Source organism: Sphingomonas sp. 4RDLI-65 (genome assembly GCF_049472435.1).
Taxonomy (GTDB): domain Bacteria; phylum Pseudomonadota; class Alphaproteobacteria; order Sphingomonadales; family Sphingomonadaceae; genus Sphingomonas.
The window spans coordinates 389,588-414,338 of sequence record NZ_JBCEBT010000001.1; the positions used below are offsets into that span (position 1 = coordinate 389,588).

Genomic DNA, 24,751 nt, shown 5'->3' on the forward strand with positions numbered 1-24,751 from the left:
GTCTTCACGTTGGTGGGTGTGCCCGTGCGGCAAGAGATCCCAGCCTGCGCTGGGACGACGGAGTTAATCTGTGTCATCGCGGCGCTCGCTTAACGGTACGGCGCATCGGCGGCAAGGTTCGCCGCGATCGCGCTTTCCCAACGGTCGCCATTATCGAGCAGCTTCGACTTGTCGTAGATCAGCTCTTCGCGCGTCTCGGTGGCGAACTCGTAGTTCGGTCCCTCGACGATCGCATCGACCGGGCACGCCTCGGCGCACAGGCCGCAGTAAATGCACTTGGTCATGTCGATGTCGTAGCGCGTCGTGCGGCGCGAACCGTCGTCACGCGGCTCGGCTTCAATTGTAATAGCTTGGGCAGGGCAAACCGCCTCGCACAGCTTGCAGGCGATGCACCGCTCTTCGCCGTTCGGATAGCGACGCAGCGCATGCTCGCCACGGAACCGCGGCGACACCGGGTTGCGCTCGTACGGATAGTTGATCGTCGCCTTTTCCTTAAAGAAATAGCGAAGCGTCAACGCGTGCGCCTTCACGAATTCCCACAAGGTGAACGACTTGATGATCTGAGCGACGCTCATGAACCCACTCCAACGCGCGTCAGCATTAGATAGCCCGACACGAGGAAAACCCAAAACAGCGAGACGGGGAGGAAAACCTTCCAGCCGAGCCGCATCAGCTGATCGTAGCGATAACGCGGCACGGTCGCCTTCACCCAGCTGAACAGGAAGAAGAAGAACAGGATCTTGGCGAACAGCCAGATGATCCCCGGCACGTAATACAGCGGCGCCCAGTCGACCGGTGGCAGCCACCCGCCCCAGAACAGCGTCGCGTTCAGCGCGCACATCAGCAGCACGTTGGCGTACTCGCCGAGCCAGAAGAGCGCGAACGACATCGACGAATATTCGGTCTGGTAGCCGGCGACGAGCTCGCTCTCCGCCTCGGTCAGATCGAACGGTGCGCGCTGCGTCTCGGCCAGCGACGAGATGAAGAACATCACCGCCATCGGGAACATCAGCGGGTTCAGGATGTACCCGTTGAAGAACCATACGTGCGACTTCTGCGCCATCACGATCGCCGACAGGTTGAAGCTGCCGGTCCACAGCACGACCGAAATCAGGATGAAGCCAATCGCGACTTCATACGACACCATCTGTGCCGCCGCACGAAGCGCCGAATAGAACGGGTATTTCGAGTTCGACGCCCAGCCCGACAGGATGATCCCGTACACGCCGAGCGACGAGGCCGCGAGCACGTAGAGCAGGCCAACGTTGATGTCGGCCAGCACGACGCCGACCCCGAACGGCACCACCGCCCAGACGATCAGCGCGACCGTGAAGGTGATGATCGGCGCCAGCAGGAACAGCGTCCGGTTGGCGGCTGCGGGGACGATCGTCTCCTGCAGGAACACCTTCAGGCCGTCGGCGAAGCTCTGGAGCAGACCGAACGGACCGACGACGTTCGGACCACGCCGCAACGCCATCGCCGCCCAGATCTTGCGATCGGCATAGATGATCATCGCCACCGCCAGCATCAGCGGCAGGGCGATCACGAGGATATCGATGATCGTCGCGAGGAAGAACGCCCAGTCATAACCGAGCGAGGATTCGAACCAGGAGATCATTCGGCTGCCTCCGCGTAATCTTCCCCGTGGAGAAGTTCGGCCGAGCAGCGCTGCATCGTCGGCGACGCGCGGCAGATCGCGTTGGTCAGATAAAAGTCCTTGATCGGATAGCCGGCGAGAATGCCCTGCCCTTCACCCGAAAGCGAAGGCGGGTTCCACTCGAACGTCGCGAGCGCCTGATGACGCAACGCAGGCACGTCCGCGTACATTTCCTCGCGCAGACCCTCGAAGCTGTCGAACGGCAGCGTGTGTCCGAGCGTGTCGGACAGCGCGCGGAAGATCGACCAGTCGTCACGCGCGTCGCCCGGTGCAAACACCGCGCGCTCGCCGCGCTGGACGCGCCCTTCGAGATTGACCCACGTGCCCGACTTCTCGGCATAGGTGACACCCGGCAGGATGACGTCGGCAGCCGCAGCCCCCATGTCGCCGTGATGCCCCACGAACACCTTGAAGCCGGCGAACTTCGAATAATCGATCTCGTCCGCGCCGAGGAAGAAGCCGAGCTTCGCCCCCATCACGTCGGCGATGCCGCCCTTCTGCGCGTAGCCGAGCATGAGCCCGCCCATCCGCGAAGCCGCCATGTGAACGACGTTGAAGCCGTTCCAGTCCGCCTTCACGAGCCCCAGCGTGTCGACCAGCTTCAGCGCAGCCGCATGGCCACCCTTCAGCGCGCCGCCACCGACGATCACCATCGGACGCTCAGCCTTGCCGAACGCCTCGGTCACCGCCTCGGGCAGAGCGCCGAGGAGCGCCAGATCGTCACCGAACCACTCGACCTTGTAGGTCAGGTCCGTCTCCGGCCCGATCGCGAAGACCTTCGCGCCCTTCTTGATAGCCTTGCGCACCCGCGTGTTCACCAGCGGCGCTTCCCAGCGCAGGTTGGTGCCCACCAGCAGGATCGCGTCGGCACGCTCGGTGCCGGCGATCGTCGTGTTGAAATTGACCGCAGCGATGCTCGTCGCGTCGTAATCCATGCCGGTCTGACGGCCTTCGAGCAGGCTCGAACCCATCTTCGCGAGCAGTGCCTTGGCGGCGTACATCGTTTCGCAATCGACCAGATCGCCGGCGACCGCGGCAACGCTAGACCCGGCGTTTACCGCCTTGATCGCCGCGAACGCTTCGTCCCACGTCGCGGGCTGGAGCTTGCCGTTCACCCGGACATAGGGCTTGTCGAGACGACGACGGACTAGGCCGTCGATCGCGTGGCGCGTCTTGTCGGTCGCCCACTCCTCGTTCACGTCCTCGTTGATCCGCGGTACGCAGCGCAGCACCTGGCGCCCACGGCTGTCGAGCCGGATGTTGGTGCCGACCGCGTCCATCACGTCGATCGTCAGCGTCTTGCGCAATTCCCAGGGGCGCGCCTCGAACGCGTACGGCTTCGACGTCAGCGCACCGACCGGGCACAGATCGACGACGTTGCCGCTCAGCTCGCTCTTGACCGCATTCTCGAGATACGAGGTGATCTGCATATCCTCGCCGCGGAAGATCGCACCGATCTCCTCGACGCCGGACACTTCCTCGGCGAACCGGATGCAGCGCGTGCACTGGATGCAGCGGGTCATGACCGTCTTGACGATCGGACCCATATACTTCTCGGTGACCGCGCGCTTGTTCTCATCGTAGCGCGAATGGCCGCGGCCGTACGCAACCGACTGATCCTGAAGATCGCACTCGCCGCCCTGATCGCAGATCGGGCAATCGAGCGGATGGTTGATCAGCAGGAATTCCATGATGCCCTCGCGGGCATTCTTGACCATCGGCGAGTTGGTGAAGATCTCCTGCTTGTCCGCCGCCGGCAGCGCGCACGACGCCTGCGGCTTGGGCGGACCAGGCTTCACCTCGACCAGGCACATCCGGCAATTGCCGGCGATGCTCAGGCGCTCATGATAACAGAAACGCGGGATCTCCTTGCCGGCAAGCTCACACGCCTGCAGCACGGTGGCGCCCTGCGGCACCTCGATCTCTACGCCATCGACTTTGACTAAGGGCATTACTCTGCGGCTTCCATCATCGGCGCGGTGTCGCCACCACGTTCGCGGATACGGCGTTCCATCTCTGGGCGGAAATGCTTGATCAGGCCCTGGATCGGCCATGCGGCTGCGTCACCGAGCGCGCAGATCGAGTGACCCTCGACCTGCTTGGTGACCTGCTGGAGCATGTCGATCTCGGACAGTTCGGCGTCGCCGGTGCGCATCCGTTCCATCACGCGCCACATCCAGCCGGTGCCTTCGCGGCACGGCGTGCACTGGCCGCAGCTCTCATGCTTGTAGAAGTACGAGATACGGCTGATCGCGCGAACAATGTCGGTCGACTTGTCCATGACGATGATCGCCGCGGTGCCAAGGCCTGAGCCGACCGCCTTCAGGCCGTCGAAGTCCATCGCACAGTCCATGATCTGCGCGGCGGGCACCAACGGCACGGACGAACCACCCGGGATCACGGCAAGCAGGTTGTCCCAACCGCCGCGGATACCACCGCAATGCGTCTCGATCAGGTCGCGGAACGAGATGCTCATCTCCTCCTCGACCACGCACGGCTTGTTCACATGGCCGCTGATCTGGAACAGCTTAGTACCGCGATTGTTCTCCGCGCCAAAGCTGGAGAACCACGCCGCGCCACGCCGCAGGATCGTCGGCGCAACCGCGATCGACTCGACGTTGTTGACCGTCGTCGGGCAGCCATAAAGACCAGCACCTGCCGGAAAAGGTGGCTTCAGCCGCGGCTGGCCCTTCTTGCCCTCGAGGCTCTCCAACATCGCGGTCTCTTCGCCGCAGATGTACGCGCCCGCACCACGATGCACGAACACGTCGAAGTCGTAGCCCGTCCCGCACGCATTCTTACCGATGAAGCCGCGGTCGTATGCTTCGGCGACCGCCGCGAAGAGCGTCTCGGCCTCGCGGATATATTCGCCGCGGATGTAGATGTACGCGGCGCGCGCGCGCATTGCGAACCCGGCGATGAGCGCGCCCTCGATCAGCTTGTGCGGATCGTGCCGAATGATCTCGCGATCCTTGCAGCTGCCCGGCTCCGATTCATCGGCGTTGATGACGAGGAAGTTCGGCCGATCGGGCTTAGGCTCCTTCGGCATGAACGACCATTTCGTGCCGGTCGGGAAACCCGCACCGCCACGCCCGCGCAGCCCCGACGCCTTCATCACGTCGATGATCGCGTCCTGGCCGAGCGCCATCAGGTCTTTGGTGTTGTCCCAATCGCCGCGCATGATCGCTGCGTCGATATTCCACGGCTGGAAACCGTAGACGTTGGTAAAAATGCGGTCCTTATCGGCGAGCATCAGGCCCACTCCCCCCGGTAATCGTGGTTCGCGTCGACCATCGCCTTTAGCGACGTCGGGCCGCCTTCGGGGCAGCTAGCGCGACGACCGAACTGCGGACCCGGCGTCGGCGTGCCGCCATTGGCCAGCGCCTCGAGGATCTCGGTCGTCTTGTCGTAATCGAGATCTTCGAAGTTATCGTCGTTGATCTGCACCATCGGCGCGTTCGCGCACGTGCCCAGGCACTCGACCTCGGTCAGCGTGAACATGCCGTCCGGCGTCGTGCCACCCTTGACCAGACCACGGTTCTTGCACGCGGCCAGAACGTCGTCCGACCCGCGCAGCATGCACGGCGTCGTGCCGCAGACCTGAACATGGAAACGACCGACCGGCGCCAGATTGAACATCGTGTAGAAGGTCACGACCTCATACACGCGCATGTACGGCACGCTGATCTGACGCGCGACGAACTCGATCACCGGCACCGGCAACCAGCCCTGCGTCTGCGTTTCCGCCCCGACCTGGCGCTGCGCCAGATCGAGCAACGGGATCGACGCGGACTGCTCGCGACCCTTGGGATAGCGCCCGAGAATCTCGTTCGCCTTCACCTGGTTCTCGTCCGTCCACGCGAACGAACCCCAGCGTGCGCGGGTCTCGGCCTCGTCGGGAATTTTTGGTGCTTCAGCCATCAGCCGTGATCCGTAAGTTCTAGGCGACGTTCGATCCGCTCGACCCAATCGGACAGCCGATCGAGCCGCGAGTTGACGCCGGAAATCGCGATGATCGAACTGCCAAGATGCTCCTCGACCATCGTTATCCGCGTCCTGAGATCGCGCACGTCGAATTTCATCTCGGACATATCGCCCTGCATCTTCTGCAGGACCGAATAGATCAGTTCGTTGGTCACTGCGCCGTTCTGTGCAGGCATCATCGGTCGCACTCGCCGAACACGATATCCATCGCGCCGAGGATTGCGGTCGTATCCGCCAGCATGTGGCCCTTCGCCATGAAGTCCATGGCTTGCAGATGCGAGAACGCGGTCGGGCGAATCTTGCAGCGGTACGGCTTGTTCGAGCCATCGGCGACCAGATACACGCCGAACTCGCCCTTCGGGCTTTCGGTCGCGACATAGACGTCGCCCGCGGGCACGTGGAAGCCCTCGGTGTAGAGCTTGAAGTGATGGATCAGCGCTTCCATCGACTGCTTCATCTCGGCGCGCTTGGGCGGCACCACCTTGCGGTCGAGCGACGCGATCGGCCCCTCGGGCATGTCGCGCAGGCACTGCTTCATGATACGCGCAGACTGACGCACTTCCTCGACGCGCACCATGAACCGGTCATAGCAATCGCCACGCGTGCCGACCGGCACCTCGAAGTCCATCTTCGCATAAGCATCGTAGGGCTGCGACTTGCGCAAATCCCAGGCGATTCCCGAGCCGCGGATCATCGGGCCCGAAAAGCCCCATTTGATGGCGTCGTCGCGGCTGACCACAGCGATGTCGACGTTGCGCTGCTTGAAGATGCGGTTGTCCGCGACGAGCGAGATCGCGTCCTCGAACAGCCGCGGCAGGCGCGTGTCGAGCCAGTCGCCGATATCCGCGAGCAGCTTCAACGGCGCATCCTGATGCACGCCACCCGGACGGAAATAGTTCGAATGCATGCGCGCGCCCGAGACGCGCTCGAAGAAGTTCATGCAGTCTTCGCGGATCTCGAACAGCCACAGGTTCGGCGTCATCGCGCCGACGTCCATGACGTGCGACCCGAGGTTCAGCATGTGGTTCGAGATGCGCGTCAGCTCGGCAAAGAACACGCGCAGATACTGCGCGCGCTCGGGCACTTCGAGGTCGAGCAGCTTCTCGACCGCGAGCACCCAGCTATGCTCCATGCACAAAGGCGAACAGTAATCGAGACGATCGAAATACGGCAGCGCCTGCGTGTACGTCTTGTACTCGATCAGCTTCTCGGTGCCGCGGTGGAGCAGGCCGACATGCGGATCGACGCGCTCGACGATCTCGCCGTCGAGTTCCATGACGAGCCGAAGCACGCCGTGCGCGGCCGGATGCTGCGGACCGAAGTTGATCGTGTAGTTCTGGATCGTGACGTCGCCGGTCGTCGGATCGGCTGCGTCGGCTTCGCCCAGAAGCTCTTCGACATACAGACTCACTGGTTCTGTCCTCCACCCTTGGTCGGGACCACGTCGGGGTTCGCCGGCTTCGGGGTCGCGTCGGACTCCGGCTTGCCAGCGCCCGTCTGCGCGGTCGACTCGGTGCTCTTGGGTTCGGTCGGCGCCTGCGTTGGCGACTGGGCCGCGTCCGCCTTGACGATCGTGTCGGCCTTGAGCGGCGTCGGCGCGCCCTTGGCCTCGGGCAGCGCGCCTTTCTCGTCACCGGGGAGCACGTAATTCGCACCCTCCCACGGGCTCATGAAATCGAACGTCCGGAAATCCTGAGCAAGCTGTACGGGCTCGTACACGACGCGCTTCGACTCTTCCGAATAGCGCAGCTCGACATACCCGGTCAGCGGGAAGTCCTTGCGCTGCGGATGACCGCGGAAACCGTAATCGGTCAGGATGCGGCGCAGGTCCGGATTGCCGCTGAACAGCACGCCGTACATGTCGTACACTTCGCGCTCGAGCCAGCCCGCGACCGGCCAGATGTCGGTCACCGATGGGACCGGCTTCTCCTCATCGGTCGCCACATGGACGCGCAGGCGGTGGTTCCGCGTCAGCGACAGCATGCAATAGACGACCTCGAACCGTTCCGCGCGATCCGGATAGTCGACGCCGGCGATCTCCATGAGCTGCTGGTACGCAAGCCCCGGCGTGTCGCGCAGTGCGATCATCGCGTCATACAGGTCTTCGCGACGGACGTGCAGCGCGACTTCGCCGACATGGTCGACCGCGTCGAGCAGCATGCCGCCAAGCGCCGCGCGGGCGCTGTCGATGACGCCGTCGTTCGACGTGTAAGCTGGTGCGGGAGCCCTCAACGCTCGATGCTCCCGGACCGCCGGATCTTCCGCTGCAACTGCATGATGCCGTACAGCAGCGCCTCAGCCGTCGGCGGGCACCCGGGGACATAGATATCTACGGGCACGATCCGATCGCAGCCACGCACGACGCTGTAGCTGTAATGATAATAGCCGCCGCCGTTCGCACATGACCCCATCGAGATCACGTACTTCGGCTCGGACATCTGGTCGTATACCTTGCGGAGTGCAGGGGCCATCTTGTTGCACAGCGTGCCAGCGACGATCATCACGTCCGACTGGCGCGGGCTCGCGCGCGGTGCGGCGCCGAAGCGCTCCAGATCGTAGCGCGGCATGTTGACGTGGATCATCTCGACCGCACAGCACGCGAGCCCGAACGTCATCCACCACAGCGAGCCGGTGCGGGCCCACTGGAACAGCTCCTCAGTCGACGTGACGAGGAAACCCTTATCCGTCAGCTCACCATTCAAACCGTCGAAAAAGCCCTGATCGGGTGGCACCAGCGAGCTGGAGGCACCGAGTGCGGGCTGAAGCTCTACTCCCAATCGAGTGCTCCCTTCTTCCATGCGTAGACGAGGCCAAGGGCCAATTCGCCGATAAAGATCATCATCGAAATCCACGCGGTCCAGCCGAGCGTGAAGACCGAGACGGCCCAGGGATACAGGAACGCGGCCTCGAGATCGAAGATGATGAAGAGGATGGCGATCAGGTAGAAGCGTACGTCGAACTGGCTGCGCGGATCTTCGAATGCGGGGAAGCCGCACTCGTATTCGCTCAGCTTCTCAGGCGTAGGCTTGTGTGACCCCGTGAGGCGCGAGACGGCCATCGGCAGGAACACGAACGTGCTCGACAATGCGATGGCGATCCCGAGGAACAGGAGGATCGGAAGATAGTGCGACAGGTCGACCAAATTGCTTCTCGCAAGTGCGAACGGAACGGGGCCGCTTTAGGCCGATGGGGGGTGATGGGCAAGGCTCGGGGGGTGTGAGAATCACTCGCAAGAGGAGGGACGGAGGTGGTGGGAAACATGCGTTACTTGGCGCGCGGGCATCCAGACGGGGCTGCTGCGAAATAGCGGCGACATTACCAAACCCACCCGGTCACCCCGGACTGGTTCCGGGGTCCACGGCGCCGCAAACCAACGGCCGGCGAGAATGCGGAACGGTGGATGCCGGAACGAGCCCGGCATGACGGATCGTTGCGCCCGCACCGCGAGATCCGGCTTGCGGCCTCCCGGCTCCCAGACCCATCCGTCACCCCAGCGAAAGCTGGGGTATCCCTGTGGTAGCCGCATCGTCCACCAACCACGATACCCCAGCTTTCGCTGGGGTGACGGATGTGGGTAAAGTGACGCAGTTCTGTCTCGTGGCACCTATCAGTAAAGCGCTTTCGCTCCCACCCGGCTTAACGCAGCGCGCCGGCCACCAGCTTATGCAGTCGCGAATGCAGCGCGTCGTTCGCGGCGAGGAACTCGTTGCGCTCCATCGCACGGTCGCCGCCGCGGAAGTCGGTAACGAAGCCGCCGGCTTCCTTCACCAGCAACATGCCGGCCGCGACGTCCCAAGGCTTCAAGTTCGATTCCCAGAAGCCGTCGAAACGCCCCGCCGCAAGCCAAGCCAGATCCAACGCCGCAGCCCCAAGACGACGGATACCCGCGACCTCAGGCGCAACTGCCCCGAAAATCCGGCTCCACTGCGCAAAGTCGCCATGGCCGAGGAACGGGATCCCCGTCGCGATCAGCGATTCGGACAGGTCACGCCGCGAAGACACACGCAAACGCTGGTCGGTGAGCCAGGCCCCCCGGCCCTTTTCCGCCCAGAAGCTCTCATCGGTCAGCGGCTGATACACCAGCGCGGTGGTGACCTCGCGCTTGCCGTTCGGCATCGGCTCCTCGACCGCGATCGAGATGCAGAAATGCGGGATGCCGTGGAGGAAGTTCGACGTGCCATCCAAGGGATCGACGATGAACCGCGGCTTGTTCGGATCGCCCGCGACCTCGCCGCGCTCCTCCATGAGCATGCCCCAGTCGGGACGGGCGTGGCTGAGCTCTTCGAAGATCGTCTGCTCGGCGCGCTGATCGGCCTGGCTGACGAAATCCGCGGGACCTTTACGGCTCACCTGGAGCTGCTGGACCTCGTTGAAGTCGCGGCGCAGGCGCGGCGCGGCCTTGCGGGCGGCGCGCTCGATGACGGTCATGATGCCGGAATGGCTGGGCATTTTATTCTAACTCCCCCCTCCCGCATGCGGGAGGGGCCGGGGGTGGGCTCGCGCTATCATCGTCGCGCAACGTAGAGATAGTCGCGCCATTATCGTTGCGCGACGTGGAGGGCAGGCGCCCACCCCCCAGCCCCCTCCCGCTTGCGGGAGGGGGAGCAGATTTTAGTCTGCGCGCCTTACGTAGGTCTGCTCGTACACATCGACGACGATCCGCGTGCCGGCGCCGATATGCGGCGGCACCATTACGCGCACGCCGTTCTCAAGCACCGCCGGCTTGTACGACGACGAAGCAGTCTGCCCCTTCACGACAGCATCCGCCTCGACGATCAGCGCCTCGATCGTATCGGGCAGCTGGACCGAGATCGGCCGCTCTTCCCAGAGCTCCATCACCACGTCCATGCCGTCCTGCAGGAACGCTGCGGCATCGCCCAGGATATCGGCGTCGAGCGAGATCTGCTCGTAATTGATCTTGTCCATGAAGGTGAGCATGTCACCCTCGCGGAACAGGAACTGGAAGTCGACGGTCTCGAGCCGCACCTTCTCGACGCTCTCGGCGGAGCGGAAGCGAGTGTTGTTCTTGCGGCCGTCGATGAGGTTCTTCATCTCGACCTGCATATACGCACCGCCCTTGCCGGGCTGGGTGTGCTGAATCTTGACGGCGCGCCAGATGCCGCCTTCATATTCAAGGATGTTGCCGGGACGAATCTCGACCGCGTTGATCTTCATGACCGATTCCTGCTGGAAAGAGCTAGGGGCCGTCCGCGAAGCGTAACTCTGCGGAAACCCGAAGCGGCGGGCTTTAGCGGGCGCGCTCGCGTCCGGCAAGCAGCGGGTACGGGTTGACGTTCTCGCCCTGCCACCAACGTTCGCCCGGCTGCATCTTGGTCAGCCCAAAATGCAGGTGGTAATTGCCCGCCCCCGCATCGCCGGTGTCGCCAACATAGCCCAGCGTATCGCCCGCCTTCACCGCCATGCCCTCGCGAAGGCCGGCCGCATACCCGGCGAGATGCGCGTAATAATAGGTCCAGCGGCGATCGGGCGATCGGACGTAAAGCGTGACGCCACCAAGCCCACTCTGGAACAGCTTCTCGATCCGCCCCGGCGCGGCGGCGACGACGGGTGTGCCGCCTGGCGCCATAATGTCCGTCCCATGATGCCCGCGCAGACCACCGCCCCGCGCGTCATTCCAGCTATCCGCGATGGCTTTCCGCGGAACGCCGGCCACCGGAATAGCCAAAGCCCCAGGCGTCACGGTAACGGCAGCGACCTCGGCGGGAGGCGCCGCCTTGCGCCAGGGCACCCGCCGCTCGATGCCGCTACCGCCGCTCCCGAAAGAAAGCATCGACGCAAACCCGCCAACCACGACGACGATCAGCCCGAGAATGATCCAGAACGTCCGCGTCATAGCCCTATGCCTGGAAGATCGCCTTGGTCCCCGGCTTGATCATCATCGACAGTCGAGCCGCATCCCAGTTGGTCAGACGGATACAGCCATGGCTCTCCGCACGCCCGATCGTCTCGGGGTTGGGCGTGCCGTGGATACCGTAATGGTCCTTCGACAGATCCATCCAGACGACGCCGACCGGACCATTCGGCCCCGGCGGCAGCATCTCCTTCTGCTGCCCCTTCTTGGCATCCCAGAACAGCGCAGGGTTGAAGTGGAACTTCGGATTATAATCCGAACCCTTGATGGTCCACGTCCCGAGCGGCAGCGGATCATGGCTCGACCCCATCGTCGCGGAAAACTGCGCGATCAGCTTGTCGTTCACATCGAGCACGCGCAGCACGCCATCGGATTTGTCGACGACGACATGATCCGCCTGCGGCTGCTTCGCATCGACGTTCAGCATGTTGAGGGTCGCGGTCCAGTCCGGCCGGAACTTGGCATCGTAAGCGCGCGATGTCGGCAAGGCGTTCGGGAACACCACCTTCGTACCGGGCGTCAGCATCGTCGTTGGGGAGTTCAGCGCCATGATGACCGCAGGCGTGGTGTGGAACATCTCCCCGAGCTTCTCCATGACCGAGCGATAGCCGATCGTCGGGAGTTCGGCTTGCTTGGCGGGATCCTTCGGCAGCGGATTGACGAACGGCCCCGCGAGCATCTGCGGCGTCAATGCGACCGTCACCGTCGGCCGAGCGGCGCGGTACGGGTACAGCGCCTGCAACGTCCGCGCATCGGGCTTGCCCGTGATTGGCAGGCCCTTCGCCTCCTGGAACCCCTTCAAAGCAGCGACCAGCGACTGCCCGCCACGCCCGTCGAGTACGCCCGGCCCGAAGCCGAGATGATCCAGGATCACCTGTACGTGCAGGACATTGCGATCAATTGGTACGGGTTGGGCCGCTGCGGGGACGACCCCGACCGCAACTGCCGCCATGCCAATCGCCAAAGCTACCGTCGTCGTCCGCATATGCCGCATCCCTTTACCGTTACGCTTGTGCATCAAACGGACGGGAGCGATCTTGTTTCCGTTGCGAGGCACAACGCCTTCCGGCAACCGTCATCCTGAATTTCGTCAGGATGACGGAGTGTCAGGTTCAGCGCTTGGCGAGAACCTCGCCGAACGCCTTGATCGCGGCGACCTCATCACCACCCCAGACGGCGCCGGACACCGCAATGAAGTCCGCTCCGGCCGCGACGAGAGGCGCGGCGTTTTCCGGGGTGATGCCACCGATCGCGACGCAGGGCATCTCGAACAGCGTCGACCACCAGGACAGGATCACCGGCTCGGCAGTATGCGTCGCGACCTTAGTCGTCGTCGGATAGAAGGCACCGAACGCGACGTAGTCGGCCCCGGCCTCGCCCGCTTCCATCGCCAGGTGGCGGCTGCCGTGACAGCTCACGCCGATCTGCGCATTGGGCCCAAGCTGCGCCCGCGCCTCGCGCGGATCGCCATCGTCCTGCCCAAGATGCACGCCGTCCGCATCGAGCCGCTTGGCCAGCCCGATATCGTCGTTGACGATGAACGCGACATCGCGCTCGGCACAGATCGCGCGCAACGGCTCTCCGAGCGCGGCCGCGGCGTGCTGGTCGATATCCTTCACCCGGAACTGGAATGCGGCCACCGGCCCGGCGTCGAGCGCCCGCGCTAGACGCTCGGGGAAATCGCCGCCGACGTCCAGCGGCGACACCAGATACAGCTGGCACGGAGGCCGACGCATGTCGCGACGGAAATTCTCGGCGAAATTGGGATCGAGCGGGCCCAGCGGATCTTCGAATTCGGTCATGTCCGCCCCCTAGCCTCTCGTGCCGCGCTCGTCACCCCGGCGCGTGGCGAGGTGACGAGCGGGCAGAACGCGACTTATTCCTCGTTCTTGTAGATCCGGATGATCCGGTCGAGCATCGCCAGCGCTTCCTCGCGCGGGCGCTGGAAGGTGTTGCGGCCGATGATCGAGCCGTTGCCGCCACCGTCGCGGATGTCGCGCGCGTCCTGGAACACCGCGTCCTCGCCCTTCGACGCGCCGCCCGAGAACACGTTGATGCGACGCCCGGCAAAGCTCGACTGGACGACGTGCTTCACGCGGTCCGACTGCTTAGACCAGTCGGTGTTCGCATAGAGCGGCTTGGCTTCCTTCTGCTCGATATGCGCGGTCGGCAGCTTGGTCTTGATGATGTGCGCGCCGAGCAGAGCCGCCATGTGCGCGGCATAGGCGCCCACGTCCAAAGCGAGTTCGCCGTCCTTGGTCAACTCGCCGCCGCGAGGGTACGACCAGATAACCGTAGCGATGCCGACCGACTTGGCCTCTTCGCTCAGCTCGCGGATTTCCTCGACGAGGTCGAAGAACTGGTCCGCACCTGGATAGATCGTGAAGCCGATCGCCGCCGACCCGAGCCGCACCGCGTCCGACACGGTCGCGGTCACCGCCTGGTCGATCGAGGTCGCCCAGCTGTTCGAGCTGTTGCACTTCAGGATCGTCGGGATCTGCCCCGCAAACGTATCCGCCCCCGCTTCGAGCATGCCGAGCGGCGCGGCATAAGCGCTAAGCCCCGCATCGATCGCAAGCTGGTAATGGTAATGCGGGTCGTACGCCGCCGGATTGACCGAGAAGCTGCGCGCCGGACCATGCTCGAAGCCCTGGTCGACCGGCAGGATCACGAGCTTGCCGGTGCCGCCGAGCTTGCCCTGCATGAGGATGCGCGCGAGGTTCGCCTTCACCGCCGAACTGGTGGCTTCGTATTTATCGAGAATGGTTTTGATTTGCGGGGTGATCGTGGAAGTCATGCTGAAATCCTGTTTTAAAGTTCGAGCCAGCGGCGCAGCGCGTCGTCGACCCGGGTCATGGTGGTGATGGGTATCGTACCGATAATCTTGACGATCCTGTTGCGGTCGAGCGTATCAACCTTGTCGATCTGGATCTCGCTATCGCGAAATAGGCCGGTTTCCGCCGATGCCTCGAGCGACACGCGAAACAGGTTCGTCCCGCTAATGACGCTGGTCAGCGGGCACAGACAAATCGTCGCGTGATCTGCAAAAAGGTCTGATTGGACGACAAGAAAGGGGCGCGGCTTGCCAGAGAAATCGCCCTTGCCCGCCCCGACGACGATCATACCGCGGACGAATTTCATGCAGGGGGCGCCCCGATTAGTGCGTCCCAATCCTCTTCACCTGCCTGCCTATCGTGATCAGCCGCCGCGAGCGACTGACGCCGTGCCTCCGCAAGGAAAGCCTCGTCGTGGCGCTCGACATACCTGCGCACCGCTTCACGCGCGATATCGCTCTTGCTGCGCCCCTGCGTACGCGCAACCGCCGCGAGTCGTTCTTCGAGTTCGCTATCGAGCCTGACGCCAAGCATCCGAGTCTCCGTTTAACGTGTTAAACATAGCCCGGATGCACACGTATTTCAACCGTGGAGCGCGGCGACCCCGGGGAGGGTCTTGCCTTCCATCCATTCCAGGAACGCGCCACCCGCGGTCGAGACGAACGTGAACGCGTCCGCGACACCAGCGTGATTGAGGGCGGCGACCGTATCGCCGCCGCCGGCGACCGAGACGAGCGAACCGCCCTCGGTCAATGCCGCTGCGGTCTTTGCCAGAGCGACGGTCGCCTTGTCGAACGGCGGCGTCTCGAACGCGCCGAGCGGGCCGTTCCAGACCAAGGTACGGCAATTCTTGAGCACGTCGCCGAGCGACTCGACTGCGGCCGGCCCGACGTCGAGGATCATCTCGTCGGCGGCGACTTCGTGCACGTTGACGGTGCGGGTGGCGGGGTTCGGCTTGAACTCCTTCGCGACCACGACGTCGTACGGCAGGTGGACCGTGCAGTTCGCCCTGCCCGCAGCTTCCATGATCTGTTCGCAAACGCTCGCAAGCTCATGCTCGCAAAGGCTTTTACCGACATCGACGCCGCGTGCCGCGAGGAAAGTGTTCGCCATGCCGCCGCCGATGATCAGATGATCCACCTTGGTGACGAGGTGGCGCAGCACGTCGAGCTTCGACGACACCTTGGCGCCACCGACGACCGCCGCCACCGGATGCTCGGGCTCGCCAAGTGCCTTCTGGAGCGCGTCGAGTTCGGCTTCCATCGCCCGCCCGGAATAGGCCGGGAGGACGTGCGCAAGACCCTCGGTCGAGGCATGCGCGCGGTGTGCGGCGGAGAAGGCATCGTTGACGTAGAGATCGCCAAGGCTTGCAAACCGCTGGACGACAGCAGCGTCGTTCGTTTCCTCGCCGCCAAAGAAGCGCGTGTTCTCCAGAACCGCGATATCGCCGGGCTCCAACGTCGCGACAGCGTCGTCCGCCCCTTCCCAGTCGATGTAGCGGACTTCGCGGCCGAGCACTTCGCTGTACGGCTTTACGACCTGCGACAGCGAGAACTCCGGGCTCGGCACACCCTTGGGACGGCTAAAATGCGCGAGGACGAGCACGATCGCACCCTTGTCGGCGAGTTCGCCGACGGTCGCGACGGTCGCACGAAGGCGGGTGTCGTCGGTGACGCGACCCTCGGCCATCGGCACGTTAAGGTCTTCGCGGACGAGCACGCGCTTGCCCTGGATGTCGCCCATATCGTCGAGCGTCTTGAATGGCTTGGTCATGGTTCTTCGATCCTGATCTCATCACCGACGGCGATTCTGCCGCCCATCAAAACTCGGGTACACGCCCCGCCGCGCCAGTCGGGCGTCAGCGCGGCGAACAATCCTGGCGCGAGCGCCTCCATGCGTTCGCACGGATCGGTGTGGCGCGTCACCTCCAGCACGACGTCCGCGCCGATGCGGAGCCGCGTGCCGGGTATCTGTGGGAGGTCGAAACCGTCGACGAGCAGGTTCGCGCGGCGCTGGTACCAGGGGATATCGTGACCGACCTCGGCCATCGCCGCATCCCAGTCGCCGCGTTCGAGCAGCGTGACCTGCCTCCGGCCTTTGCCGCCCGGCTTCACATAGCCGCGGAAATCGCCGTGCAGCCCGGCTTCGATGGTGATCTCGACATGGTCGATCACCTCCATCGGGGCTTTTGCGCGGGGGTGACGGGCGATGCCGGCGATGGTGCCGACTGCCATCGCGCCGTCATCCCGGCTTTCGCTGGGACAACGGACTGGAGAGATGGAACGCAGCGCCCGTCTACCTTCAGATGAACTTCGCCATCGCCGTGGCGGTGTCGACCATGCGGTTCGAGAAGCCCCATTCGTTATCGTACCAGCTGACGACACGAACCAGCTTGCCGTCGATCACCGCAGTCTCCAGGCTGTCGATCGTCGACGACGCCGGCGTATGCTGGAGATCGATCGAGACGAGCGGCTCGTCCGACCAGTCGAGCACGCCGACCAGCGGACCGCTCTCGGACGCGGCCTTCAGCACCGCATTCACCTCTTCGCGCGTCGTGTCGCGCGACGGCGTGAAGGTCAGGTCGATCAGCGAAACGTCCGGCACCGGCACGCGGATCGCCGAACCGTCGAGCTTGCCCTTGAGCTCCGGCAGCACTTCCGAAACGGCGCGCGCGGCGCCGGTCGTGGTCGGGATCATCGACATCGCCGCCGCGCGTGCGCGACGCAGGTCCGGATGGATCTGGTCGAGGATCTTCTGGTCGTTGGTATAAGCGTGGATCGTCGTCATCAGGCCACGCTCGATGCCGATCGCATCGTTCAGCACCTTGGCGACGGGCGCGAGGCAGTTGGTCGTGCACGACGCGTTCGAGACGATCGTGTGCTCGGCGGTCAGCTTGTCGTGGTTGACGCCGTAGACGACGGTCAGGTCGACGTTCTTGCCCGGTGCCGAGATCAGCACCTTCTTCGCGCCGGCATCGAGATGCTTCTGGCAGCTCGCCTTGTCGGTGAAGAAGCCGGTGCATTCCAGCACGATGTCGACGCCCAGCTCGGCGTGCGGCAGGTTGGCCGGGTCACGCTCGGCGGTGACGCGGATGCGCTTGCCGTCGACGACCAACTCGTTGCCTTCGGCCGAGACCTCGCCCGGATACTTGCCGTGGACGCTGTCGCGCTTGAACAGCCAGGCGTTCGACTGGGCATCGCCGAGATCGTTGATCGCGACGAGTTCGAGTGCGCCGTTCGACTGTTCGAGTACCGCACGGGCGACGAGACGGCCGATGCGCCCGAAACCGTTGATCGCAACCTTGACCGTCATTGCTGTCTCTCCGCTACGCCCGCGAGTCCGTTCCGGGCGCGCAGCCTTTGCGGGGCGGTGGGGCGCCCTGTCAACACCGTGGATCGCGGATCGGGGCGGCGAAACCGACTTGTCGCACACCCCGCGCATGCTATCTCGACCGCATGCCAGATACTCCAGACACGATAACCGATACGACGTCCGATACGAGAGACGATACGATAGCGGGCGCGACGGCGGATACGGCGGCGGTCGACCGGATCGACGCCGCGATCGCCCGGATCGAAGCCGCGATCACCGCCCGCGCCCGCAGCGGCGATGCGCTCGCCAAACGCCACGCCGCGCTAAAAGCACGGATGGCCGAAGCCGTCGCGGCACTGGACGACGTCATCACCCGCGGGAGCCCCAACTGATGGCACAGGTCATGCTCGATATCGGCGGTCGGCCGCACGCCGTCGCCTGCCGCGACGGCGAGGAGTCGCGCGTCCGCCTGCTGGGCGCGATGCTCGCCGAACGCTGGCCGATCGCAGACCGTGCGGCGGGCGGCCTTAGCGCCGAACGCGCGATGCTGTTCGTCGCGCTGATGCTCGCCGACGACCTCGACGAAGCCGCGCATCGCCCACCCGAAGGCTCGGCGGTCAGCGAGATCGCCCTGACCCGGATCGCCGATCGTCTCGAAGGTCTAGCAGAAGCCCTTGAGCTAAGCCCGCCGAGCGCCTAGATTGGGCTTGGCGGGTTCTGCCCGGTACGAGCCTTTATTATCCCTGAGGCTATTCATCATCCATAGGGGGCTGTCCCTGTTAGGATCCTGGTCCGAAGCATATGGTCCCCACCTGACGTACCGTGCGTCAGTGGATAACCCGGCACACGGCCATGGTGGGCCCGCCACACCACCATATTTCGAGGTCGCCTGCGCATGACCGACAAGAGTGCGCTGAGAGCCTCGCTCCGCGCCGCGCGGGAAGCGCGCCCTCCAATCGACATCCTGGTGCCGTCGGCATTTTTGACACGACTGAAGCCCGGACTGACCGTCGCTTCCTACGTCCCGTTCGGCGGCGAGGCCGATCCATCACCGTTCGCGCGCGCCGCGGTCGACGCCGGGTGCGTGATCGCCCTGCCCCATGTCGTCCGCCGGTCGCTGCCGATGCGCTTCCTGTCATGGGCGACCGAGGCGGCGCTGATCGCCGGACCGTTCGGGCTGCACCAGCCTGCCTCGGACGCGGCCGAACTCGAACCCGACATCATCCTGACGCCGCTCGTTGGCTTCGATCGCAGCGGCAACCGGATCGGCCAGGGCGCCGGCTATTACGATCGCGCCTTCCTGGCGCACCCTAACGCCTGGCGCGTCGGCATTGCACTGTCGGTGCAGCAGGTCGATAGCCTCACGCCAGACCCGTGGGACGTCCCGCTCCACGCCATCGCTACCGAATTAGAATGGATCACGCCATGACGCCAACCTGGCGCAAGCCCGTCGGGATGCTCGGCATCCTCCTTCTGATCCTGGTGTGGTGCGTGGCGATCGTGAGCCTGTCGAACATCGTCGGCAGCTGGCACTGGCTCGCGCAACTGGTGTTCTACCTGTTCACCGGCCTGATCTGGATCGCTCCTTTGAAGCCGGTACTGCGGTGGATGGAGATCGGGCGGTAACCCAGCCCCGCTCGTCGGCTCCCTAAGCCGATGCGCTCCGCTGCCTCCACTACCGCCTCCCCGAGCCGATGCGCCGCTGCCCCCACTACCGCCTCCCCCGAGCCGCCGCGCTCCGTCCGCCCCCTACCGTTCGTCCTGAGTAGCCATCGAGTAGCCGCGCAGCGGCGTATCGAGAGGGCGTATCGAAGGACAGGTTGGCGCGGGGAACCTATGCTTCGATACGAGCCCTCGATACGCTTCTTCGAAGCCACTCGGTCTCTACTCGGCACGAACGGAAGGGGGGATGATCCTTACCTAGGAGGCAGGATGGAATGCTCGCAGCATCCAAAACTATGACAGGGTCTCGGCCACCCATAGGGTGGCGCGAGTGACGGGACTCGAACCCGCGACCTCCGGCGTGACAGGCCGGCGCTCTAACCAACTGAGCTACACCCGCATTCCCAATGACGAACCCTAGCGACCCTGGGGCCACGCGGGAAGGCTCGTCAAAACCTCAACACTATCTCGAACCACCTAAACGATGGCGCGAGTGACGGGACTCGAACCCGCGACCTCCGGCGTGACAGGCCGGCGCTCTAACCAACTGAGCTACACCCGCTGAAACAGCGTGGAGGCGGCAACTAGGCGAGGGTTCGGATACCGTCAACCCAAATTATCCGCCAGTTTCACGTTGTGCCTCGGGCGGATCGCCGCGACGACGATTCCGCCCGGTCTTGGGCTGCACCAGCGTCCCGTGCTCGAACAGGAACCCGGCGATATCAGGCTTGCCAGCGGCCCCCAGCACGGTCTGGATGATGATCAGCAGCGGCACCGCCAGCAATGCCCCCGACGTGCCCCACACCCATCCCCAGAAGCTCAGAGAGATCAGGATCAACAACGGGCTGATCGTCAGCCGGTGCCCAACCACGAACGGCGTGATCGCGTTCGCCTCGACCAGGTGCAGCCCGTACATCAGCGCCGGCGGCAGCATCGCCATCCAGATGTCGGAGAACGTCATCAGCCCGCCCAGCGCGAGCAGGAACGCACCGATCACCGGCCCGAAATACGGGATGTAATTGAGCAGCGCGACGATCCCGCCCCACATCGCCGGATACGGCATGCCGATAAACCACAGCGCTACCCCGGTAACGATCCCGAGCACGATGTTGATCAGCGTGATCGTGCCAAGATACGCCGAGACGTCGTCGACGATGTCCTGGATCACCCGCGCGGTCGCCATCGCCCCGTCGAAGCTGGTCCGCCCGGTGATCGTCTGCCGCCGCATCCGCGTCCATCCGGACAGGAAGAAGAACACGATCAGCACGCCGAACAGGAACTGCACGATCACCGCCGGCGCCGACGTCGCGGCCAGTTCGAGAATCGAGCCCGGCGCGGCGACGCCTGCGGTCGCCGGCTGCTTGATCGGCGTCGATGCGACCTGCCGCAGCGTCTTGTTCACGTATTTCTCGAGGCTCGAATAGAGATCGAGCAGCGGCGCGAGATTGCTCTGGATTCGATCCAGTCGCGTCGGCAGCAGGCGGAAGAAGTCGGTCGCCGGCACGAGGATCGCAGCGATCGCGATGTTCGCGGCGATCAGGAAGACGAGGATGCAGAGGATCGCGGCGAGGGGCGACGGCACATGACGCCGCTCGAGCCACTCCAACACCGGCACGAGCGCGACCGAGATCACGAGCGCGATGGTGAGCGGCAGGAAGAACTCCGCTCCCGATTTCAACGCAAACGGGATGGCAAGGATCAGGCCGACGCCTGCGGTGAGCGTCAACGCCGCCAGCAACCGGTCGCGACGCTGCGCGATCCGCATCGCATCCTCGACCCCGACCGCGATCGGCAGCCCGAACGCACTTTCGGCCGGCGGACCTTCCGCAACGGCGCCGCCTCCACCCTGCGGCTGGTCCGGTTCCTGGCGAAGTCCCTCGCCTGTCATGGCGTCCGTCATGGCAATTCCTTTGCCACCCCCATCCCGTAATCGCGCCGTGCTGACAAGCATGCCGAAGGGCGCGTCGGTGCTACTGCAAAAGAAATCTTTAGTTCGGACCATCGCACCGGGCCCGCCGCACCGAGGCCGACCGATAAGCAGGCAACTAGAACGGAATAGCGTCAAAGAGCATCGTCACCACGGATCCGTTCCGTGCCTAACCCGCACCGGTCCGCAATCCAGGGGCAGCCCCCCCACCCTTGTTCTCCCGCGAAGGCGGGAGCCCAGTTTGGATCCCCGCCTTCGCGGGGAAACATGCCTTGTTCGAACGTTATGAGCGACGACTGTTTCCGAGGCCTCCCGCCCTACGCCGTCACGCCCACCCGGTCCTCGAACAACACCTGAAGATCCTTCTTCAAGATCTTCCCGTTCGCATTCCGCGGCAAAGTCTCATGCACGAAGCGCACCGCCACAGGCGTCTTGAACGCCGCCAGATGCTGCCGCACCCAGCCCTGCAACTCCGCCTCGGTCGTCACCGCACCCGGTGCCAGATGAACCACCGCCGCCGGTTCCTCGCCGAGGATCCGGTGCGGGATGCCGATCAGCGCCGCGTCGGTCACCGCGGGATGCGCGTACAGGACGTTCTCGACCTCGCTCGAATAGATGTTCTCGCCGCCGCGGATGATCATGTCCTTGGCGCGGTCGACGATGTAGCAGAACCCCTCCTCGTCGAGCCGTGCGAGGTCGCCTGTCCGCACCCAGCCGTCGACGAAGGTCGATGAGGTCGCGTCGGGCTTGTTCCAATACCCCTTCACGATCATCGGCCCGCGCGCCCAGAGTTCCCCGACCTCGCCCAAAGGCATTTCGGTCACGCCGTCGTCCGCCATGATCTTCAGGTCGGCGGCAGCGACCGGAGGCCCCGCGCTGGTCGGGCGATTGAGGTAATCCTCGCCGCCGTGATGCGTGACGGTCGCCATCGTTTCGGTCATGCCCCAGCCATTGCCGGGCATCGCCCCGAACTCGGCGTAAATACGCTTCACCAGTTCAGGCGCAGCCGGAGCACCGCCATAAGCGATCGATTCGAGCGACGAGAGGTCGTATTTCGTGCGATCGGGATGCTCTAGCAGCTGCCACGCGATCGTCGGCACGCCGCCGGTGACGCTCACCTTTTCGCGCTCGATAATCTCCATCGCGCGAATGGTGTCCCATTTCCGCATGAAAATCATCGTGCTGCCGGTCGCGATCACCCCCATCATGCCCGCCGAACACGCCGTGACGTGAAACAGCGGGATCACGGTCAGCGTCACCCGCGGCGTCGGCTCGGGCGGTGCCTCACCGCGTCGCAGGAACGAGCGCGCCGACGAATAGCCGCCCGACAGGATGTTCGACATCATGTTGCGATGCGTGCCGAGCGCCCCCTTCGGCGCGCCGGTGGTGCCGCTGGTGTAGAAGATCGTCGCATCGTCGTCGGGTGCGATCGTCGCCTCGGGCAGGCCAACATCGGGTAGCGCAGCCCAGTCGTGCGGCGTGCCGATCACATCCTCCAGCCGCGTCACGATTCCCGTCAGCGGTTCCGCGGCGCGCGCCACGAATACGTGCTCCAGCGCCGGCAACGTCGCATACGACGCCTCCAGCCGGTGGTGTCGCTCGTCATCGGTGATCAGCACCCGTGCACCCGAATCGGCGAGCCCGTATTCCATCTCCGCGCCGGTCCACCACGCGTTGAGCGGCACCATGATCGCGCCGATGCTCGCGCCGGCAAAGAACGCGACCGGCCATTCGGGGAGGTTCCGCATCGCCAACGCGACGCGGTCGCCGGGACAGATTCCCATCTCGCGCAACCGGTGCGCCAGCACCGCGATCGCCCGAAAGTTCGCCTCGTAGGTGACGCGCTCGTCCTCATACGCCGTGAACACCCGCTCGCCATGCGCGCGCGCCGCCTCGGCCAGCCACCGCAGCGACGGCGGCGCGTTCTTCCAGATCCGCGTCTCGATGCCGTCGATCGTCAGCGTCTCCATCTCGAACTTCGCGCCGGGCGCGGTCAGCATTCGCTCGGCATCGGCGAGCGACATCGCCGGCCAGGAGGGATCGAGTGCGATGATCGGTTCGCTTGCCAAGACCGGTTGACTCCAGAGTTGAATTTCGGGTTTGGCTTATCGCCTGTTCGAAGACAGGTTATAGTTGATTCCTGCCGCACTCAAGGCAATAGAGGCACCAAGTTCGAACTAGGGGTATGGAGCAGGTCATGACAGGGTCGGTCGAATCGTGAAAATCGCCAAGCCCGCCGCGCATGGCTTCGACGCGAGCCGGTTGGCAGCGATCGATACGCTGCTCCAGACGCGCTACATCGATTCGGGCAAGCTGCCGAACGCACAACTGTTGATCACGCGCGACGGCGAGATCGTCCATTTCTCGCATGCGGGTGCGGCACGGGAGGGCGGCAAGAGCGTCGACGAAGGATCGCTGTTCCGGATCGCGTCGATGACCAAGCCAATCACCTCGGTCGCGTTCATGATGCTCGTCGAACAGGGCCTCGTCGCGGTCGATACGCCGGTCCATCACGTGCTGCCCGAGTTCAAGGATATCGCGGTTTACAATGGCGGCGGCGGCGGCGTCCCGTTCGTGACCAAGCCGACCGCCGAGCCGATGCGGATAGTCGATCTGCTGCGGCACACGTCAGGGCTGACCTACAGCTTCCAGAACCGATCGAACGTCGATGCCGCCTACCGCGAGGGCAAGATCGAGAGCTGGCACGGTGGCCATGACATTGACGGCTTCATCGGCGCGCTGGCCAAGATCCCGCTCGAATTCTCGCCCGGCACGGCGTGGAATTACTCGGTCGCGACCGATGTGCTCGGCGCGGTCGTGCAGCGCGTATCGGGCCTGCCGCTCGACCAGTTCTTCCGCGACCGCATCTTCGCACCGCTGAAGATGGACGACACCTTCTTCCAGGTTCCCGCCGACAAGCTCGACCGCCTGACCGATTGCTACACGCTCGCGCCCGGCAAAGGCCGCGTGATGTATGACCGCGGCGCGGAGAGCGCCTGGAGCCGCACTCCGAAGCTCGTGTCCGGCGGCGGCGGGCTCGTCTCGACCGCGCTCGATTACCACCGGTTCAACACCATGCTGCTGAACGGTGGCGAACTCGACGGCGCGCGCATCCTCGGGCGCAAGACGCTGGACCTGATGACGCAGAATCATCTGCCTGGAAAATCGGATCTCGCGACGATGTCAAAGTCGCTGTTCAGCGAGGCGTCGAACGCCGGCACCGGCTTCGGGCTCGGCTTCGCGATCACCGACGACGTCGCGAAGACGATGGTGCCGGGGTCGAAAGGCGAGTTCTACTGGGGCGGGATGTTCTCGACCGCGTTCTTTGTCGATCCCGTCGAACGCCTGTCGATGGTGTTCATGACGCAGCTTTCGCCGAGCAGTTTCTATCCCATCCGCCGCGAACTGAAGACGATGATCTACGCGGCGATGACCTGATCCACGCATACAAACTTACCCCGTCACCCCAGCGAAAGCTGGGGTCTCCCGATTACGAGGAGATA

The 24,751-nt window shown here is 64.4% G+C and carries 28 protein-coding genes and 2 tRNA genes; 5 read left to right on the plus strand and 25 right to left on the minus strand.

Going from position 1 to position 24,751, the window contains the following annotated elements:
• Window positions 1-89: 89 nt before the first annotated feature.
• The 21 genes from nuoI to gap form a co-directional block, all read right to left on the minus strand.
• Entirely contained in the window at window positions 90-575 is a 486-nt protein-coding gene (gene nuoI / locus VH567_RS01520) for an NADH-quinone oxidoreductase subunit NuoI (protein WP_055877898.1), read from the minus strand.
• A complete protein-coding gene (nuoH, locus tag VH567_RS01525; RefSeq protein ID WP_056058320.1) occupies window positions 572-1,618 on the minus strand; it encodes an NADH-quinone oxidoreductase subunit NuoH in 1,047 nt (348 codons plus the stop codon). The genes nuoI and nuoH overlap by 4 nt, the downstream gene beginning before the upstream one ends.
• Window positions 1,615-3,609, minus strand: coding sequence for an NADH-quinone oxidoreductase subunit NuoG (gene nuoG / locus VH567_RS01530; RefSeq protein ID WP_423322584.1), 1,995 nt, complete (start codon window positions 3,607-3,609; stop codon window positions 1,615-1,617). The genes nuoH and nuoG overlap by 4 nt, the downstream gene beginning before the upstream one ends.
• Window positions 3,609-4,910, minus strand: a complete 1,302-nt coding sequence (nuoF, locus tag VH567_RS01535) for an NADH-quinone oxidoreductase subunit NuoF (RefSeq protein ID WP_423322586.1) — start codon at window positions 4,908-4,910, stop codon at window positions 3,609-3,611. The genes nuoG and nuoF overlap by 1 nt, the downstream gene beginning before the upstream one ends.
• On the minus strand, window positions 4,910-5,578 hold the full coding sequence (locus tag VH567_RS01540; RefSeq protein ID WP_423322588.1) for a complex I 24 kDa subunit family protein: 669 nt from the start codon (window positions 5,576-5,578) through the stop codon (window positions 4,910-4,912). Before VH567_RS01540 ends, nuoF begins: the two co-directional genes overlap by 1 nt.
• Window positions 5,578-5,820, minus strand: coding sequence for a hypothetical protein (locus VH567_RS01545; RefSeq protein WP_423322590.1), 243 nt, complete (start codon window positions 5,818-5,820; stop codon window positions 5,578-5,580). The genes VH567_RS01540 and VH567_RS01545 overlap by 1 nt, the downstream gene beginning before the upstream one ends.
• Window positions 5,817-7,028: an NADH-quinone oxidoreductase subunit D gene (locus tag VH567_RS01550; RefSeq protein ID WP_197978397.1), complete on the minus strand. Its 1,212-nt coding sequence runs from the start codon at window positions 7,026-7,028 to the stop codon at window positions 5,817-5,819. Before VH567_RS01550 ends, VH567_RS01545 begins: the two co-directional genes overlap by 4 nt.
• A 20-nt stretch (window positions 7,029-7,048) precedes the next feature.
• The gene (locus VH567_RS01555) at window positions 7,049-7,873 is read right to left on the minus strand and encodes an NADH-quinone oxidoreductase subunit C (protein WP_133031327.1); all 825 of its coding nucleotides are present in this window, start codon (window positions 7,871-7,873) and stop codon (window positions 7,049-7,051) included.
• Window positions 7,870-8,418, minus strand: a complete 549-nt coding sequence (locus tag VH567_RS01560; RefSeq protein ID WP_187504417.1) for a NuoB/complex I 20 kDa subunit family protein — start codon at window positions 8,416-8,418, stop codon at window positions 7,870-7,872. Before VH567_RS01560 ends, VH567_RS01555 begins: the two co-directional genes overlap by 4 nt.
• Window positions 8,409-8,783 (minus strand): NADH-quinone oxidoreductase subunit A, encoded by a 375-nt coding sequence (locus VH567_RS01565; protein WP_056048518.1) that lies wholly within the window; start codon window positions 8,781-8,783, stop codon window positions 8,409-8,411. The genes VH567_RS01560 and VH567_RS01565 overlap by 10 nt, the downstream gene beginning before the upstream one ends.
• 494 nt (window positions 8,784-9,277) lie before the next feature.
• Window positions 9,278-10,090, minus strand: a complete 813-nt coding sequence (locus VH567_RS01570) for an inositol monophosphatase family protein (RefSeq protein ID WP_353467990.1) — start codon at window positions 10,088-10,090, stop codon at window positions 9,278-9,280.
• Window positions 10,091-10,252: 162 nt separating this feature from the next.
• Window positions 10,253-10,816, minus strand: coding sequence for an elongation factor P (gene efp, locus VH567_RS01575; protein ID WP_056482276.1), 564 nt, complete (start codon window positions 10,814-10,816; stop codon window positions 10,253-10,255).
• 73 nt (window positions 10,817-10,889) lie between these two features.
• On the minus strand, window positions 10,890-11,495 hold the full coding sequence (locus VH567_RS01580) for a M23 family metallopeptidase (protein ID WP_423322594.1): 606 nt from the start codon (window positions 11,493-11,495) through the stop codon (window positions 10,890-10,892).
• 4 nt (window positions 11,496-11,499) lie between these two features.
• The gene (locus tag VH567_RS01585) at window positions 11,500-12,465 is read right to left on the minus strand and encodes a L,D-transpeptidase family protein (RefSeq protein WP_423323659.1); all 966 of its coding nucleotides are present in this window, start codon (window positions 12,463-12,465) and stop codon (window positions 11,500-11,502) included.
• A gap of 160 nt (window positions 12,466-12,625) precedes the next feature.
• On the minus strand, window positions 12,626-13,315 hold the full coding sequence (thiE, locus tag VH567_RS01590; RefSeq protein ID WP_423322596.1) for a thiamine phosphate synthase: 690 nt from the start codon (window positions 13,313-13,315) through the stop codon (window positions 12,626-12,628).
• A 74-nt stretch (window positions 13,316-13,389) separates the two neighbouring features.
• The gene (locus tag VH567_RS01595) at window positions 13,390-14,310 is read right to left on the minus strand and encodes a class I fructose-bisphosphate aldolase (protein WP_423322598.1); all 921 of its coding nucleotides are present in this window, start codon (window positions 14,308-14,310) and stop codon (window positions 13,390-13,392) included.
• Between the two features lie 14 nt (window positions 14,311-14,324).
• Window positions 14,325-14,654 carry a type II toxin-antitoxin system PemK/MazF family toxin gene (locus VH567_RS01600; protein WP_423322600.1) on the minus strand — a complete coding sequence of 110 codons (330 nt, stop codon included), beginning with the start codon at window positions 14,652-14,654 and terminating at the stop codon, window positions 14,325-14,327.
• Complete coding sequence (gene relB, locus VH567_RS01605; protein ID WP_056482291.1) at window positions 14,651-14,881, minus strand: type II toxin-antitoxin system RelB family antitoxin; 231 nt, start codon at window positions 14,879-14,881, stop codon at window positions 14,651-14,653. The genes VH567_RS01600 and relB overlap by 4 nt, the downstream gene beginning before the upstream one ends.
• 48 nt (window positions 14,882-14,929) lie before the next feature.
• The gene (locus VH567_RS01610) at window positions 14,930-16,120 is read right to left on the minus strand and encodes a phosphoglycerate kinase (protein ID WP_423322602.1); all 1,191 of its coding nucleotides are present in this window, start codon (window positions 16,118-16,120) and stop codon (window positions 14,930-14,932) included.
• Entirely contained in the window at window positions 16,117-16,581 is a 465-nt protein-coding gene (locus VH567_RS01615) for an MOSC domain-containing protein (protein ID WP_423322604.1), read from the minus strand. The genes VH567_RS01610 and VH567_RS01615 overlap by 4 nt, the downstream gene beginning before the upstream one ends.
• 67 nt (window positions 16,582-16,648) lie before the next feature.
• Window positions 16,649-17,659, minus strand: coding sequence for a type I glyceraldehyde-3-phosphate dehydrogenase (gene gap / locus VH567_RS01620; RefSeq protein WP_423322606.1), 1,011 nt, complete (start codon window positions 17,657-17,659; stop codon window positions 16,649-16,651).
• Between the two features lie 143 nt (window positions 17,660-17,802).
• Between gap and VH567_RS01625 the strand changes: the two genes are divergently transcribed.
• The 4 genes from VH567_RS01625 (at window position 17,803) to VH567_RS01640 (ending at window position 19,285) form a co-directional block, all read left to right on the plus strand.
• On the plus strand, window positions 17,803-18,051 hold the full coding sequence (locus VH567_RS01625) for a hypothetical protein (protein WP_423322608.1): 249 nt from the start codon (window positions 17,803-17,805) through the stop codon (window positions 18,049-18,051).
• A complete protein-coding gene (locus tag VH567_RS01630; RefSeq protein ID WP_128452890.1) occupies window positions 18,051-18,359 on the plus strand; it encodes a cell division protein ZapA in 309 nt (102 codons plus the stop codon). Before VH567_RS01625 ends, VH567_RS01630 begins: the two co-directional genes overlap by 1 nt.
• A 195-nt stretch (window positions 18,360-18,554) precedes the next feature.
• Window positions 18,555-19,088 carry a 5-formyltetrahydrofolate cyclo-ligase gene (locus VH567_RS01635; RefSeq protein ID WP_423322610.1) on the plus strand — a complete coding sequence of 178 codons (534 nt, stop codon included), beginning with the start codon at window positions 18,555-18,557 and terminating at the stop codon, window positions 19,086-19,088.
• Window positions 19,085-19,285, plus strand: coding sequence for a DUF2842 domain-containing protein (locus tag VH567_RS01640; RefSeq protein ID WP_423322612.1), 201 nt, complete (start codon window positions 19,085-19,087; stop codon window positions 19,283-19,285). The genes VH567_RS01635 and VH567_RS01640 overlap by 4 nt, the downstream gene beginning before the upstream one ends.
• A 359-nt stretch (window positions 19,286-19,644) precedes the next feature.
• On the opposite strand, the gene VH567_RS01645 is transcribed toward VH567_RS01640, so the two are convergent.
• The 4 genes from VH567_RS01645 to VH567_RS01660 form a co-directional block, all read right to left on the minus strand.
• A tRNA-Asp gene (locus tag VH567_RS01645) sits at window positions 19,645-19,721 on the minus strand.
• Window positions 19,722-19,806: 85 nt separating this feature from the next.
• A tRNA-Asp gene (locus VH567_RS01650) sits at window positions 19,807-19,883 on the minus strand.
• 54 nt (window positions 19,884-19,937) lie between these two features.
• A complete protein-coding gene (locus VH567_RS01655) occupies window positions 19,938-21,086 on the minus strand; it encodes an AI-2E family transporter (protein ID WP_423323662.1) in 1,149 nt (382 codons plus the stop codon).
• Between the two features lie 479 nt (window positions 21,087-21,565).
• Window positions 21,566-23,272 carry a class I adenylate-forming enzyme family protein gene (locus VH567_RS01660; RefSeq protein ID WP_423323665.1) on the minus strand — a complete coding sequence of 569 codons (1,707 nt, stop codon included), beginning with the start codon at window positions 23,270-23,272 and terminating at the stop codon, window positions 21,566-21,568.
• A gap of 193 nt (window positions 23,273-23,465) precedes the next feature.
• On the opposite strand from VH567_RS01660, the gene VH567_RS01665 reads away from it, so the two are divergent.
• Window positions 23,466-24,686, plus strand: coding sequence for a serine hydrolase domain-containing protein (locus VH567_RS01665; RefSeq protein ID WP_423322614.1), 1,221 nt, complete (start codon window positions 23,466-23,468; stop codon window positions 24,684-24,686).
• The last annotated feature ends 65 nt before the right edge of the window (window positions 24,687-24,751 follow it).

What these genes read in the sequence shown, in the direction of transcription:
- VH567_RS01635 (WP_423322610.1), top strand. Translation starts at nt 18,555, where the DNA reads ATGACCGACAAGAGTGCGCTGAGAGCCTCGCTCCGCGCCGCGCGGGAA.
- VH567_RS01655 (WP_423323662.1), bottom strand. Translation starts at nt 21,086, where the DNA reads ATGCGGATCGCGCAGCGTCGCGACCGGTTGCTGGCGGCGTTGACGCTC.
- VH567_RS01585 (WP_423323659.1), bottom strand. Translation starts at nt 12,465, where the DNA reads ATGGCGGCAGTTGCGGTCGGGGTCGTCCCCGCAGCGGCCCAACCCGTA.
- nuoF (WP_423322586.1), bottom strand. Translation starts at nt 4,910, where the DNA reads ATGCTCGCCGATAAGGACCGCATTTTTACCAACGTCTACGGTTTCCAG.
- VH567_RS01625 (WP_423322608.1), top strand. Translation starts at nt 17,803, where the DNA reads ATGCCAGATACTCCAGACACGATAACCGATACGACGTCCGATACGAGA.
- VH567_RS01615 (WP_423322604.1), bottom strand. Translation starts at nt 16,581, where the DNA reads ATGGCAGTCGGCACCATCGCCGGCATCGCCCGTCACCCCCGCGCAAAA.
- relB (WP_056482291.1), bottom strand. Translation starts at nt 14,881, where the DNA reads ATGCTTGGCGTCAGGCTCGATAGCGAACTCGAAGAACGACTCGCGGCG.
- VH567_RS01640 (WP_423322612.1), top strand. Translation starts at nt 19,085, where the DNA reads ATGACGCCAACCTGGCGCAAGCCCGTCGGGATGCTCGGCATCCTCCTT.
- VH567_RS01630 (WP_128452890.1), top strand. Translation starts at nt 18,051, where the DNA reads ATGGCACAGGTCATGCTCGATATCGGCGGTCGGCCGCACGCCGTCGCC.
- VH567_RS01595 (WP_423322598.1), bottom strand. Translation starts at nt 14,310, where the DNA reads ATGACTTCCACGATCACCCCGCAAATCAAAACCATTCTCGATAAATAC.
- VH567_RS01580 (WP_423322594.1), bottom strand. Translation starts at nt 11,495, where the DNA reads ATGACGCGGACGTTCTGGATCATTCTCGGGCTGATCGTCGTCGTGGTT.
- VH567_RS01660 (WP_423323665.1), bottom strand. Translation starts at nt 23,272, where the DNA reads ATGTCGCTCGCCGATGCCGAGCGAATGCTGACCGCGCCCGGCGCGAAG.
- VH567_RS01570 (WP_353467990.1), bottom strand. Translation starts at nt 10,090, where the DNA reads ATGCCCAGCCATTCCGGCATCATGACCGTCATCGAGCGCGCCGCCCGC.
- nuoG (WP_423322584.1), bottom strand. Translation starts at nt 3,609, where the DNA reads ATGCCCTTAGTCAAAGTCGATGGCGTAGAGATCGAGGTGCCGCAGGGC.
- VH567_RS01545 (WP_423322590.1), bottom strand. Translation starts at nt 5,820, where the DNA reads ATGATGCCTGCACAGAACGGCGCAGTGACCAACGAACTGATCTATTCG.
- efp (WP_056482276.1), bottom strand. Translation starts at nt 10,816, where the DNA reads ATGAAGATCAACGCGGTCGAGATTCGTCCCGGCAACATCCTTGAATAT.
- nuoH (WP_056058320.1), bottom strand. Translation starts at nt 1,618, where the DNA reads ATGATCTCCTGGTTCGAATCCTCGCTCGGTTATGACTGGGCGTTCTTC.
- thiE (WP_423322596.1), bottom strand. Translation starts at nt 13,315, where the DNA reads ATGACCGAATTCGAAGATCCGCTGGGCCCGCTCGATCCCAATTTCGCC.
- VH567_RS01610 (WP_423322602.1), bottom strand. Translation starts at nt 16,120, where the DNA reads ATGACCAAGCCATTCAAGACGCTCGACGATATGGGCGACATCCAGGGC.
- nuoI (WP_055877898.1), bottom strand. Translation starts at nt 575, where the DNA reads ATGAGCGTCGCTCAGATCATCAAGTCGTTCACCTTGTGGGAATTCGTG.
- gap (WP_423322606.1), bottom strand. Translation starts at nt 17,659, where the DNA reads ATGACGGTCAAGGTTGCGATCAACGGTTTCGGGCGCATCGGCCGTCTC.
- VH567_RS01600 (WP_423322600.1), bottom strand. Translation starts at nt 14,654, where the DNA reads ATGAAATTCGTCCGCGGTATGATCGTCGTCGGGGCGGGCAAGGGCGAT.
- VH567_RS01540 (WP_423322588.1), bottom strand. Translation starts at nt 5,578, where the DNA reads ATGGCTGAAGCACCAAAAATTCCCGACGAGGCCGAGACCCGCGCACGC.